At 66.3% G+C, this 12,760-nt stretch carries 10 protein-coding genes; 2 read left to right on the top strand and 8 right to left on the bottom strand.

The annotated features are described in order from the left end of the window. Nucleotides 1-45: 45 nt before the first annotated feature. From ACQGNW_RS10710 to ACQGNW_RS10720, 3 genes are all read right to left on the bottom strand, one after another. A complete protein-coding gene (locus ACQGNW_RS10710) occupies nt 46-1,923 on the bottom strand; it encodes a tetratricopeptide repeat protein (protein ID WP_426663146.1) in 1,878 nt (625 codons plus the stop codon). Between the two features lie 157 nt (nt 1,924-2,080). Beyond that, nucleotides 2,081-2,509, bottom strand: a complete 429-nt coding sequence (locus ACQGNW_RS10715) for a pilin (protein ID WP_426663147.1) — start codon at nt 2,507-2,509, stop codon at nt 2,081-2,083. 324 nt (nt 2,510-2,833) lie between these two features. Further along, complete coding sequence (locus tag ACQGNW_RS10720; protein ID WP_426663148.1) at nt 2,834-3,262, bottom strand: pilin; 429 nt, start codon at nt 3,260-3,262, stop codon at nt 2,834-2,836. A gap of 212 nt (nt 3,263-3,474) precedes the next feature. Between ACQGNW_RS10720 and ACQGNW_RS10725 the strand changes: the two genes are divergently transcribed. Then, entirely contained in the window at nt 3,475-5,625 is a 2,151-nt protein-coding gene (locus tag ACQGNW_RS10725) for a S9 family peptidase (RefSeq protein WP_426663149.1), read from the top strand. A 140-nt stretch (nt 5,626-5,765) separates the two neighbouring features. Here the strand turns inward: ACQGNW_RS10725 and ACQGNW_RS10730 are convergent, their stop codons facing one another. Beyond that, nucleotides 5,766-6,773: a magnesium and cobalt transport protein CorA gene (locus tag ACQGNW_RS10730; protein WP_426663150.1), complete on the bottom strand. Its 1,008-nt coding sequence runs from the start codon at nt 6,771-6,773 to the stop codon at nt 5,766-5,768. An 84-nt stretch (nt 6,774-6,857) separates the two neighbouring features. On the opposite strand from ACQGNW_RS10730, the gene ACQGNW_RS10735 reads away from it, so the two are divergent. Further along, nucleotides 6,858-8,969 (top strand): acyltransferase family protein, encoded by a 2,112-nt coding sequence (locus ACQGNW_RS10735; protein ID WP_426663151.1) that lies wholly within the window; start codon nt 6,858-6,860, stop codon nt 8,967-8,969. Nucleotides 8,970-8,981: 12 nt separating this feature from the next. Here the strand turns inward: ACQGNW_RS10735 and ACQGNW_RS10740 are convergent, their stop codons facing one another. The 4 genes from ACQGNW_RS10740 to ACQGNW_RS10755 all read right to left on the bottom strand — a co-directional run bounded on the left by ACQGNW_RS10740 (nt 8,982) and on the right by ACQGNW_RS10755 (nt 12,713). Next, a complete protein-coding gene (locus ACQGNW_RS10740) occupies nt 8,982-10,193 on the bottom strand; it encodes a lipoprotein N-acyltransferase Lnb domain-containing protein (protein WP_426663152.1) in 1,212 nt (403 codons plus the stop codon). Nucleotides 10,194-10,287: 94 nt separating this feature from the next. Then, entirely contained in the window at nt 10,288-11,133 is an 846-nt protein-coding gene (locus tag ACQGNW_RS10745; protein WP_426663153.1) for a CorC family transporter, read from the bottom strand. Nucleotides 11,134-11,277: 144 nt separating this feature from the next. After that, nucleotides 11,278-11,736, bottom strand: coding sequence for an rRNA maturation RNase YbeY (gene ybeY / locus ACQGNW_RS10750; protein WP_426663154.1), 459 nt, complete (start codon nt 11,734-11,736; stop codon nt 11,278-11,280). Continuing rightward, complete coding sequence (locus ACQGNW_RS10755) at nt 11,733-12,713, bottom strand: PhoH family protein (RefSeq protein ID WP_426663155.1); 981 nt, start codon at nt 12,711-12,713, stop codon at nt 11,733-11,735. The genes ybeY and ACQGNW_RS10755 overlap by 4 nt, the downstream gene beginning before the upstream one ends. Nucleotides 12,714-12,760 lie beyond the last annotated feature (47 nt).

A 12,760-nucleotide genomic window follows, 5' to 3' on the forward strand; every position in this document is an offset into this window, starting at 1 on the left:
GCGGGATCACCTGCAAGGCCATCCCCGTGCGCAGGCGGCGCGCTCTCAGGGCCCCGGGATAGGCGAATGTGCGGCTGGCTGCTCGGCCAGGGTTTGCAGCGCATGTAACTTGGCGCTGTCGCGCAAGCCTGGCTGCAGCAGCTGCGCCTTGGCAATCACGGCCAAGGCTTCTTGCCGACGGCCTTGTTCGACCAGGTAGCCGGCCAGCCGCGGCGCGTAATGCGACAGATCCCCGTCGAGCGCGAGCGTCTGCTGCCACTGCGCGATCGCCAGCGGCGTGTCGTGCAACACGGCACCAGCCAGTTCGGCATATTCGGCGTGCAGGCTTTCGCGAAGAGGGGTGCGATCGACGGCGATGGCATAGGCGTCGGCCAGTTGCTTGGCGTCGATGCCGGTGTTGCCGCCTGCGCGCTCCGTCAACAGCTTGTTGAGGGCGAGATAGGTGTCGGGAATCAGCGGGCGGTTGCGCAGCTTGTGCTTGAAGCTGTCCCATGCGGGCTGGGTCGGCAGGCGGGGATTCTTGGACGCTTGCAGCAACAGCGCCTCCTCGGCCAGCGGCGAGTCCGTGCGCAGAGTGGTGGCGCGTTCCAGTTGCTGGATGCTGAGCGAATACAGCGGTGAGTCGGGGTTGCCGCCGGACATGGCCATGTAGCTGCGGGCCAGGTCTTGCGCGGCGCGGGCCGAATGAGGGTTGAGATCCGCCAGGGTGGTGGCTAGGAGCAGCTTGTCGCCCCACGTGGCGGCGCGCAGCGCAGTGAGGAGGCCGAGGTTGAGGATAAGTACGCACGCGAGCAACACCGGTACGCGCGAGCAGCTGCGTTGCGCGAGCCAGTACACGATATCGGCCAGCGCCAGCACCACGCCGAACAGGGCCGGATAGTTGCGATGCTCGAACACCAGTTCCAGGCCGATAGGCGCGCTGGTCAGCGCATGCGCCATGAAGAACCAGCCAATGCCCAGCGCCAGCAGCGGGCGGCGCTTGCGCATGGCGACGGCGAGGCCAAGCAGGGCCAGCAGGAACAGGCCGCCATACAGCGTGGTGGCGGGATGCAGCCAGCCGGTGGAGGCCAGGTAATCGTCGTAGTAGAACACCATGTGGCTGGGGGCCGGCCACACGATCAGGCCCAGGTAGTACGGCAGCACCCGCAACTGGGTCAGCTCGCGTTGCCAGGCGGTGAAATCCCGGCCCGCGTAGGCGCCTGCCGTGGCGTAGTGAGGCAGCAGGTAGAACAGGAACACGCCCACCGCGGCAACGCAGCCCGCGGCATAGAACCAGCGCCAGCGGCGCATCGTGACGGCCGAGGCTGCGTCAAAGCGCAGGACGGTCAGTTCCAGCAGCAGGGCGTAGCCCGGCACCAGTACGACGGTTTCCTTGGCGCCATAGCCAACAACGACCAGGCCGCCGCACAGCAGCAGCCATGGCCAGCCGCGCCGCCCGGCCTGTTGCAGCCGACGCGCGCGCCAGTAGGCCAGGAGCGCGAGCAGGGTAAAGGTGAACCCAAGCAGCTCCATGCGCTGTACCACGTACATCACCGTCGAGACATGCAGTGGGTGGGCGGCCCAAGCCGCGGCGATGCCCAGCGCCCACCAGCCGAGCTGGCGCCGACGTGCATCGCCGCCAGCGCTGTTGCCTGCCGGCCAGACGGCGCCCAGCAGTCGCCTTGCCAGCAGCCATGCCAGCACGGTGTTGCATAGATGGATGACAAGATTGAACAGCTTGAAGCCGAAGGTGCTGCCCCCCAGCGCATAGTTCAGCGCGTAAGAGAACATCGCCAGCGGGCGCTCGATGTTGATGCGCGACCACGTCCACACGCGATGCCATTCCGCCCAATGCCAGCCAGTGACGTGAATGGCCGGGTTCTCGGCGAAGATCGGGTAGTCGTCGAAAATGAGGCCGCCGTAGAGAGCAGGCCAGAAAGCCATAGCGACGATCAGCAAGACGCCGAGAGGGAGAAGCAACTGACGGGCAGATCGGCTTGGCATGGTGGTCATCTGGGCTTTGGCAGTTTTGTGTATCCATATGACAAGGGCCGCCAACCGGCGGCCCTTGCACGAAACGATGTACTGCGCTGCGTAGCTATCAGTTCGGGCAGCTGGACGGCGCGTACTGCGGGGTAATGTTGCCGGCGGTCTGGCAGGTCCACGAGCCGCTGCCGTTGCGGGTCCACTTGACAGTGCCACCAGCAACCTTAGTGTTGGCGTGGCCGCCCAGCGTAGCAGTGATCACGGCCGCGGTGCCGCCAGTCCATTGCGGGTGGGCCGGGCTCAGGATGTCAGATGAGCCGCTGGTGTCAACGCAATTGGTGCCAGTTGCAAACTGGACTGCGCCATTGTTGAGGCAGTCCTCAACTGCGACCTTCATGTCGCTTGCTTCGCCCATGGCACGGGTCACCTGCGACCGGATCACATAGGTCTGGTACTGCGGAATGGCGATGGCCGCCAGGATGGCGATGATCGCGACCACGATCATCAGTTCGATCAGGGTGAAGCCTTTCTGCATGCTCTTCATGGTGGTTCCTCGTGGATGGACTGACCTTTGATGCCCCCTGAGCCCCGGCTCCATACCCCTTGATGGAAACCGGCCCCTGCCATGCGTCGTCGGGAACGACCAGGAAGCTCGTTGCGGTTGGCTGCAGATTGCATGCCATGCCGGCTTTCGAACGTCGCCTGCATGTGGACAGGCGACGGGATTGTGCAGAGCTTCTCAGTGCGTTCGCAAGTCGTGATTCCGGATTAGATCGTTGTACTGTGGCGCGCGTCGCGTAGTGCCTGCGCGTGCTGACCTTGCAGGGCAGGGAGTGACGCTACGGGTCACTCCCTGCCCGCGCCTGGCTCAGCCCGGGCTGCAGCTGCGGGGCATGTAGCTGGGTTTCAGGTCGGAAACGCAACGCCAGCTGCCGCTGCTGTCGCGGACCAGGTCGATATACTTGTTGCGAACGGCCGTTGCGCCCATGAGCGTGCAGCGGATCCTGCTGTCGCCACCGGCGGGTGCGGTGGCCGAGATGGTGCAGTTCGGCGTGACGGCGGGCAGGCCAAGGTTGCCCGCATTGGCATAGACGCCGCCGCTGACCACGCCCTGGTTCACCAGCGTCTCGTAGGCGGTGCGCCCCGGCGTGATATCGCTGAGGCCGGCAGTGGCCTGGGCGCGCGCCACGTAGGTCTGGTAGAGCGGCGTGGCGATGGCCGCGAGTATGGCGATGATCGCCACCACGATCATCAGTTCGATCAGCGTGAAGCCGCCGGTGGTCCGTGTATGTGACATGGTCATTCCCCCTGGAATTCGCCATACCGTAGGCAGGTTCCGTACCAGCGCCGTGTCCCGATGCGGTTTCGTGGTGCATTTGGGCGGGTTCGTTGGCATGGATGGCTTGCACGGTGAAGCGCATCACATATTCGGCCGGGACGGTGCCCGGCTTGCCTCACCGGGGCGATCTGCTTACCTTGCCCCATTGCCAACCACCTGGGGGAACGATCATGAAGAACGCCCTGACAGCCGCGCTGCTGCTGGCGTTGGCAGCCTCGCCCGTGCTGGCGGCGGATGTCGGCACGGTGGCGCCGGTCGATACCGCGATCACCCTGGATCACGCGCCGCATCCGTTCAACGTGCGCGACCTGGTGATGATGGATCGGGTGAGCGATCCGCAGCTTTCGCCGGACGGTCGTTACGCCGCGTACAGCCTGCGCAGCACGGACTACGCGGCGAACAAGGGTGTCAACGCGATCTATGTGCTGGATCTGGCCAAGGCCGGCGCGCAGCCGGTGAAGGTGGTGAACATGGAGGCGTCCTCGCCGCGCTGGTCGGCGGACGGGCGCAGCCTGTATTTCCTTGCGGCGGTGAATGGCGTGACCCAGCTGTGGCGGCGCGGCGTGGGCGATTTGCTGGGTGGCGCGCGTCGCCCGCCGACGAGCCTCGCGCCGGTGCAGGTGAGCCACGGCGCGCTGGACGTGCAGGCCTACAAGCTCGCGCCCGACGGCAAGAGCGTGCTGCTTTCCTACGCGGTGTTCACCGATTGCGGCACGCTGGCCTGCACCAAGGATCGGCAGGACAAGCGCGCGGCGGACAAGGCCACCGGCACGATCTACAAGAAACTGTTCGTGCGGCACTGGGACACCTGGTCCGACGGCACGCGCAACCAGCTCTATCTCGGCCGCTTCGGTGCGAACGGCCAGCTGCCGGCGGAGCCGACCCTGCTCTCGCGCGGCATCGACGGCGACATTCCCAGCAAGCCGTTCGGCGACGACAGCGAGTTCGCGTTCTCGCCCGACGGCAGGACGGTGTATTTCGACGTGCGCATCGCGGGCACGAGCGAACCGTGGTCGACCAACTTCGACGTCTACAAGGTGCCGGCCGACGGCTCGGCCAGGCCGGTGAACCTCACCGCGGGTAACAAGGCCTGGGATGCCTGGCCGGTGCCTTCGCCGGACGGCAGGACGCTGTACTACCTGGCGCAGAAGACGCCGGCGTTCGAATCCGACCGCTTCCGCATCATGGCGCTGGACCTTGCCACCGGCGCGAAGCGCGAGGTCGACCCGCAATGGGATCGCTCGCCGGGTGGCATGGGGATTTCGGCCGACGGCAGGACGCTCTACGTCACCGCCGACGACGAGGGCCAACATCCGCTGTTCGCGGTCGACACGGTCAGCGGCAAGGTGCGCAAGCTGGTGGGCAATGGCGAGGTGGACGGCTATTCGCTGGCCGGTTCGCGCGTGCTGCTGGCGCGCAACGACCTCAAGCATCCCACCGACCTCTACACGGTGGATGCCGACGGCAAGAACCTGAAACAGGTCACCCGCTACAACGCGGATCTGCTGAAGAACGCGCACGAGGGCGACTTCGAGTTCTTCACCTTCAAGGGCTGGCACGACGAGCCCGTGCAGGGCTATGTGGTGAAGCCGGCGGATTACCAGCCGGGCAGGAAGTACCCGGTGGCCTTCATCATCCACGGCGGCCCGCAGGGCGCGATGACCAACGGCTGGAGCTACCGCTGGAACCCGCAGACCTACGCGGGACAGGGCTTCGCGGTGGTCACCATCAACTTCCACGGCTCCACCGGTTACGGCCAGAAATTCACCGACTCCATTTCGGGCGACTGGGGCGGCAAGCCGCTGCAGGATCTCAAGCTCGGCTGGCAGGCGGCGTTGGCGAAGTACGGCTTCCTCGACGGCAACCGCGCCTGCGCGCTGGGGGCCAGCTACGGCGGCTACATGACCTACTGGATCGCCGGCGTGTGGAACCAGCCATGGAAGTGCTTCGTCGACCACGACGGCGTATTCGACATGCGCATGATGTACTACGCCACCGACGAGCTGTGGTTCGAGGAGCACGAGAACGGCGGCCCGCAGTTCGAGGTACCGGCCAACTACGAGAAGTTCAACCCGCTCGACCACGTCAAGGACTGGCGCGTGCCGATGCTGGTGGTGCACTCGGGCCACGACTTCCGCATTCCGCTCAGCCAGGGGCTGGGCGCATTCACCGCGCTGCAGCGCCGCGGCATTCCCAGCGAATTCCTCACCTTCCCGGACGAAAGCCACTTCGTGCTCAAGCCGCACAACAGCGTGCTGTGGCATGACACGGTGAACGCGTGGCTGAAGCAGTGGACGGCGGAGCCGGCGACACCGAAATAGAAGCGATGGCAGGAGCGGCTTCAGCCGCGAGTCGTCGCACGAAACGGCAGCCCGTGGCTGCCGTTTCGCTTATGGGGCTGTGTTGTGAGGCGCGCGACCGCGACTGAAGCCGCTCCTGCCGTCACCCCTGTGTCCTTGCGTTACAGCCACTTCGCCCGCTTGAGCGCGAGATAGATGCCGCCCACCACGCAGGCCACCACGCCGATGATGGCGGGGTAGCTCCACGATTGTGCCAGCTCGGGCATGTGCTGGAAGTTCATGCCGTACCAGCTGGTGATGAGGGTGGGCGCGGCGAGCATCGCGGCCCAGCCGGCGAGTTTCTTCATCACCTCGTTCTGACCGAAGGTGACCAGCGACAGGTTCACGGTGATCGCGGCGGCGAGCATCTCGCGCATCGCGCTGATCGCGTCGTTCACGCGCGTCACGTGGTCGTGCACGTCGCGAAAGTAGGCACGCAGCTCATCGGGAATCAGCTGCGGGTGCAGGCGTACCAGCTGGCTGATCACGTCCTGCAGCGGCGCTACCGCGAGGCGCAGCGTCATCAGGTCGCGCTGCATGTCGTAGAGCCGCCGCACGGTGTCGCGGTTGAAGCTGGCGGCGAAGATGTCCTGCTCCAGCTCCTGCAGTTCCTCGCGGAAATCGCGCACGATCGGCAGCAGGTTGTCGACGACGAAGTCGAGCACGCCGTAGAGGCCGTAGCTCGGGCCCAGCGAGAGGAGGTCGGGCGTGTGCTCGCAGCTGCGCCGGGCGGGCGCGTAGGAGAGCGAGGCGCCATGGCGCACGGTGACCAGGTAGCGCGGGCCGAGGAAGATGTGTGTTTCGCCGAACGCGATGTGGCCGCCGCCCAGCTGGGCGGTCTGCACCACGATGAACAGCGAATTGCCGTAGGCCTCGATCTTGGTGCGCTGGTGCGCGCCCTGCGCGTCCTCGATGGCGAGGTCGTGCAGGTCGAATTCTTCCTGCAGTTTCAGCAGCAGCGCCGCATCCGGCTCGTGCAGGCCCACCCAGACGAAGGTATCGGGCTCCTTGAGCACGTCGCTGATCGCGTCGATGCCCACGTCGCCGATGCGCGTGCCGTCGTTGCGGTAGGCGACGCAGTTGACCACCATGCGGGTATCGGTTGGAGCGCTTGCGGAAGGTGTGGACATGGCCATGCTTCATGATGCCGCTGTGGCGAGCATCAGGGCAATGCCGGAATCATGGTTGGGCATGCCGTCGCTCTTTGACATTTCATGCATCGGCTGATCCGGTGGCGGCCACAGCCTTGTACCATCGCCGCACTCGCGGTCAATTTGCATGGGGCGTGGCAAATGAGGGGACATGAATATCGGCTGGGTTATCGGGCCGATCTGGAAGGCCTGCGAGCCGTGGCGATTCTGCTGGTCGTGGCGGTGCACGCGGGCGTGCCATGGCTGCGTGGTGGATTCGTCGGCGTTGACGTGTTCTTCGTGTTGTCAGGCTTCCTGATCACCGGCCTGTTGGTGCAGGAGGTGTCGACCACGGGACGGCTCCGTTTCGCGGAATTCTACGTGCGCCGCCTGCGCCGCCTGCTGCCGGCGCTGCTGACCATGCTGCTGGTGGTCGGGGCGTTGGCGGCGCTGCTGCTGGCCCCGGCGGAGCAGCGGGAGCAGTCATCTGCCGCTGCGATGGCGGCATTGTGGCTGAGCAACATCCACTTCGCGTTTGCTCGGTTGGACTACTTCGCGCCGGGTACCGATACGAACCTGTTTCTGCATACATGGTCGCTGGGCGTGGAGGAGCAGTTCTATCTGGTGTGGCCGGCCTTGCTGGTGTGGCTGCTCGGGCGTGATGGCGAGCGTGGCGTTGTACGCCTGAAGGTCGGCATGTGGGTGGTGCTGTTCGGTAGTCTGGCGACTTGCGTGCTGCTGACCTACAAGGCGCCGCAGCTCGCGTTCTACATGATGCCGATGCGCGCATGGCAGTTTGCTGCCGGTGCGTTGGTTTGGCTGTATTTCAAGGTGCCTCACGCATCGGCGGCCGGATTGCTACAGGGTGAGCGCTCGATGTTGTTGCGAGTGGCTGGATGCTTGGGGTTGGCCTTGATCGCATTGGCGGGGCTGCTGTTCAACGCCGACATTCCCTATCCAGGTGCCTATGCTCTGCTGCCGACGCTGGGCGCGGTAGCCGTCGTCGCTGCGGGTTGCATGGCGACGCAGCCGATCGGGGTGTCGCGTCTGCTGTCATGGCGGCCGTTGCAATGGGTCGGTGGAATTTCCTATTCGTGGTATCTGTGGCACTGGCCGATCCTGCTGCTCGGTCACGCGCTTACGGGCTCGGACACTGCTGTGTATCGCGCGAGCTGGATATTGCTGTCGCTGGCGCTGGCCTGCCTTTCCTGCTGGTTCATCGAAGCGCCGATCCGCAACCGGCGGCAGTGGTTGGTACGCCCCCGTATGGCGATCTTCGGCGCCTTGGCGGCGATGCTGCTGGCCAATAGCCTGTGCGCGCGCTGGTACAACATCGCTTCCGTAAAGATGCTGTCGCCAGCCGTTCAGCGGTATGCCATGGCACATGGCGATGCGCCGGTGATCTACGGCATGGGCTGCGACGATTGGTATTACAGCGACCGGGTACGGATCTGCGCGTTCGGTCCCGCCGACGCGAGGCATACAGCGGTGCTGATGGGCGACAGCCATGTGGGACAGTGGTTTCCGGCCGTCGCCGCTGCGTTCGATCGGCCGGGCTGGCGTCTGCTGGTACTTACCAAGTCGTCTTGCGCGATGGTGGACGAGCCATTCTTCTATGCACGCATTGGCAAGGAGTACACCGTGTGCGCGACTTGGCGCGAACACGCGTTGGAAAAAGTTGCCAAGCTCAAGCCGGACGTGGTGCTGATGGGTAGCGCCGAATACGGTTTCACGAAGCAGCAATGGATCGACGGTACGACCAAGGTGCTTGCCACGCTGAGCCCGGCCACCGGACACATCTACATCCTGCGCGACACGCCGCATCTACCCTTCGATGGGCCGGATTGCCTGGCTGAGCACGCTGGGCGCCCGGCACGGTTTGGTCTGCAGCATGCCTGCAGTGCTCCGGCTGCCGATCCCGAGGGGGATGCAACGTACCGATGGCAGCGCGAGGCGGCGGGTCACTTCGCCAACGTCAGCACACTGGATATGAATTCATGGATTTGCCCTGGAGGAACATGTTCGGCGGAACGGCAGGGAATGGTGGTTTTTCGCGATTCGCAGCATCTGGCCGGCAGCTTCGCTGCTTCACTAGGGGCCGTAATGGCGCAGAAGTTGGGTCTGGGCACGGCCAGCATGGCGAGCGAGGGTGGTGGTGCGGCCGCGTCCCGGGGCAGCAGCGCATCCTCGCGCTGACGTGTGACTTTGTCAGTTCGAAGCCGGTTGCCGCAGGCTCCACGCCAGCGCCAGCCAGACCGGCAGCGCGAACAGCAACCATGGCTGGTTCTGCTGCACGGTGCCGGGCAGCAGGTGCAGCAGCGCGGCGAAGAGGACGGCGGCGAGTTGCAGCACCAGTGCGGTGTTGGCGAAGCGCGAGGGCGCGACTCCGCGGCGGGCGCGCCACGCCGCGCGCAGCAACAGGAAGGCGAGCGGGCTGAACAGCAGCAGGTTGGCGTTGTACCAGGCGGCGTGGTGGCTGGTGAGCGTCCACAGCGCCAGCAGCAGCAGGCCGACGAGGCCGGCGACGAGCAGGTACAGCATGGCCAGCAGGGCGTGGAGGCGTAGCGCGCGACGCGCGGTCGCGGCGAGCGCGACGGCGAAGGCAAGCCCGACCATGCCCAGCGGCAGGCGCAGGTCGGGCGCCTGTGCGGGCGGCACGGGCAGCCGGTTCGGCGAGAGCAGTTGCTCGTTGCGCACCAGCGGCTGCGTGCCGCCATGGCCGTCGGGCACGCGGATGCCGCGCAGGTTCGCCTGCAGCTCGTAGGGCAGGAAGCTTTCGCTCCACGCGTTCATCGGTTGGTCGGCGTAGGGGCCGAGGCCGAGATCGATCAGCAGCATCAACCAGGGTTGCGCGCTCATCAGGCGATCGGTCTGCTGGCGGTAGCTCATGCCGCCGGGTTGCGCGGCCAAGCGCGCCCTGATGATGCCGCCCAGCGCCTTGTCCAGCGCGTCGCGCACGCGCGTGGTGCAGTTGTCGACGTAGTAGTCGTAGTTGTAGCCGGCGTTCTCGGGGCGCAGGTTCCAGAACAGGAAGTCGCGCAGCGCGCCGGCTTGTTCCGGCGTGAGCGCAAGGCGCTGGCGGGTGATCGAGCGGCCCACGTCCACGTACCAGCTTTCCTCCGCGCCGGTGGATTCGGCGTCGATCAGGTAATGCATGCGGCCGCGCGCGAAGTTGAGGAAGAAGTTCTTTTCGTTGAAGTCGAACACGCCGTAGTTGAAGTTCACCGCCTCGCCGCTGACGCTGTCGCGCAGCTCGATCGCGTCGTGGCCGAAGCGCTCCCAGTAGATGTCGCCCGGGCCGTAGGTGACCAGCGAGACTTCGAGGTTCGCGCCGGGGGCGTTGGCCACGCTGGCGTGGGCCGGGGCGATGGCCAGCAGGAGCAGGGCGAGCAGGGGCAGCAGCTTGGCTAGGGGCGGCATGATTGTCCGGGTTTGCAGGAGCGTCCCTTGGGCGCGATGGCCCCGGCAGCCTGGTCGAAGCGAGCGGCCATCGCGCCAGGTGCGCCCCCGCGGGTCAGGTTTCGCGGCGCGTGACGCGGAACTGCTGCACGCGGCGATCGTCGGCCTCGGTGACGTGGAACAGGAATTCCCCGGCGCCGGCCTCCTCGCCCACCTCGGGCAGGTGGCCGAATTCGGCGGTGATCAGGCCGCCGATGGTGTCGAACTCCTCGTCGGAGAACGCCGCGCCCACTTCCTCGTTGAAGTCCCCGATGGGGGTGAGCGCGCTGACCAGCCACGAGCCGTCGGCCTGCGCGTGGATCAGCGCGGGCACTTCCTCGTCGTCGTGCTCGTCGTCGATCTCGCCGACGATCTGCTCCAGCACGTCCTCGATGGTGATGAGTCCGGCCACGCCGCCGTATTCGTCCACCACCAGCGCCATGTGGTTGCGGCTGCGGCGGAACTCGGCCAGCAGCACGTTGAGGCGCATCGACTCGGGGATCAGCACCGCGGGGCGCAGAATCGAGTGGATGTCGAACGGCTCGTCGTTGCCGAAGAACTTCAGCAGGTCCTTGGCCAGCAGGATGCCGACGATGTCGTCCTTGTCCTCGCCGTGCACGGGGAAGCGCGAATGGCCGGATTCGACCACGGCGGCGAGGATGTCCTGCAGCGGGGCGTCGGCGGCGATCATCACGATCTGCACGCGGGGCACCATCACGTCGTCCACGGTGAGTTCGGTGACCTTGAGCGCGCCTTCCAGCATGGGCAGGGTGTCGGCGCCGAGCAGGCCGTTGACCTGGGCGGTGCGCAGCTCGTCGATCAGTTCCGCGCGGTTGCGCGGCTCGCCGGAAAACAGGTGGCCCAGTCGATCCCACCAGGTGCGATGGGCCGGGCCGCTGGTACTGCCGGGGTCGTCGTTCATTACTCGGTTTGCAACTGCCCGGGTGCGGGCGGAAGCACGAGTCTAGCGGAAAATCCGTGACAATTCAGGGCGTAGGAGCCCACCTTGTGCATGATGGCCCGGCGCTTGATCGAAGCCGGAAGCCGCCGCGCACGGGGTGTGCTCCTACGCGTAGGGATCGGCGATGCCCAGCCCGGCGAGGATGCGCGTCTCCAGCGCCTCCATCGCCTCGGCCTCGGTTGCCACGATGTGGTCGTAGCCGAGCAGGTGCAGCGTGCCGTGCACGGTGAGATGGGCCCAGTGGTCGCGCACGCGCTTGCCTTGTTCGGCCGCTTCGCGCGCCACCACGGGCGCGCAGATCACCATGTCGCCGATCAGCGGCAGCTTGAGTTCCGGCGGCAGCCCGGCCTCGAAGGAGAGCACGTTGGTGGCGTAGTCCTTGCCGCGGTAGTCGCGGTTGAGCGCGCGTCCCTCGTCGGCGCCGACGATGCGGATGGAAAGCTCGGTGGCCTTGCGCCGCTTCGCGCCGCGCAGCGCGGCTTCCACCCAGCGGCGGAAACTTGCGGACGACGGAATGCCCGCGCGCGGCACCGCGTAGCCCACGTGCAGCGTCACCGCGCTCACTTCGCGTCCTCGTCCTTCTGCTCGAAGGCCTCGTAGGCCCGCACGATCTTCGCCACCAGCGGGTGGCGCACCACGTCGCGCGAGGTGAAGAAGGTGAAGCTGATGCCGTCCACGCCGCGCAGCACCTCCACCGCGTGGCGCAGGCCCGAGCGCACGTTGCGCGGCAGGTCCACCTGGCTGACGTCGCCGGTGATCACCGCCACCGAGCCGAAGCCGATGCGGGTGAGGAACATCTTCATCTGCTCGACCGTGGTGTTCTGCGCCTCGTCGAGGATCACGTAGGAGTCGTTGAGGGTGCGGCCGCGCATGTAGGCCAGCGGCGCGATCTCGATCACGTTGCGCTCGATCAGCTTGGCCACCTTCTCGAAGCCGAGCATCTCGTACAGCGCGTCGTAGAGCGGACGCAGGTAGGGGTCGACCTTCTGCGTGAGGTCGCCGGGCAGGAAGCCGAGTTTCTCGCCGGCTTCCACCGCGGGACGCACCAGCAGCACGCGCTGCACGCGATTGGCCTCCAGCGCCTCCACCGCGCTGGCCACGGCGAGGTAGGTCTTGCCGGTGCCGGCGGGGCCCACGCCGAAGTTGATGTCGTGCCGCGAGATCGCGTGCAGGTAGCGCGCCTGGTTCGGGCCGCGGCCCTTGATCACGCCGCGCTTGACCTTGATGGCCACTTCCTGCGCCGTTTCGGCCGCCTCGGCGGTCGCCGCGTCCATGCCCGATTCGGCGAGGTGCAGGTGGATCGTGGCGCCGGTCAGCGACTCGGCGGCGGTGGCGTCGTACAGCGCATGCAGCACCTTTTCCGCGGCACGCGTGGCGGCCTCTTCGCCGATCACCTGGAAGATGCCGCCGCGGTGGTTGATCTCCACGCCGAGGCGCAGCTCCACCTGGCGCAGGTGTTCGTCGAACGCGCCGCACAGGTTGGCGAGGCGGGCGTTGTCGATCGGGTCGAGGGTGAAGTCGCGCTGGTTCAGGGAACTCATAGACCGCACAGCATAACGCGGAAGCCGATGGCTCCGACGGGAAGGTA

The sequence above is a fragment of the Rhodanobacter aciditrophus genome (genome assembly GCF_050026795.1).
In the GTDB taxonomy this organism is placed as follows: domain Bacteria; phylum Pseudomonadota; class Gammaproteobacteria; order Xanthomonadales; family Rhodanobacteraceae; genus Rhodanobacter_A.

Excerpts from the sequence above, each read along its gene's own strand:
- ACQGNW_RS10710 (WP_426663146.1), bottom strand. The coding sequence starts at position 1,923 with ATGGCTTTCTGGCCTGCTCTCTACGGCGGCCTCATTTTCGACGACTAC.
- ACQGNW_RS10715 (WP_426663147.1), bottom strand. The coding sequence starts at position 2,509 with ATGAAGAGCATGCAGAAAGGCTTCACCCTGATCGAACTGATGATCGTG.
- ACQGNW_RS10720 (WP_426663148.1), bottom strand. The coding sequence starts at position 3,262 with ATGTCACATACACGGACCACCGGCGGCTTCACGCTGATCGAACTGATG.
- ACQGNW_RS10725 (WP_426663149.1), top strand. The coding sequence starts at position 3,475 with ATGAAGAACGCCCTGACAGCCGCGCTGCTGCTGGCGTTGGCAGCCTCG.
- ACQGNW_RS10730 (WP_426663150.1), bottom strand. The coding sequence starts at position 6,773 with ATGTCCACACCTTCCGCAAGCGCTCCAACCGATACCCGCATGGTGGTC.
- ACQGNW_RS10735 (WP_426663151.1), top strand. The coding sequence starts at position 6,858 with ATGCATCGGCTGATCCGGTGGCGGCCACAGCCTTGTACCATCGCCGCA.
- ACQGNW_RS10740 (WP_426663152.1), bottom strand. The coding sequence starts at position 10,193 with ATGCCGCCCCTAGCCAAGCTGCTGCCCCTGCTCGCCCTGCTCCTGCTG.
- ACQGNW_RS10745 (WP_426663153.1), bottom strand. The coding sequence starts at position 11,133 with ATGAACGACGACCCCGGCAGTACCAGCGGCCCGGCCCATCGCACCTGG.
- ACQGNW_RS10755 (WP_426663155.1), bottom strand. The coding sequence starts at position 12,713 with ATGAGTTCCCTGAACCAGCGCGACTTCACCCTCGACCCGATCGACAAC.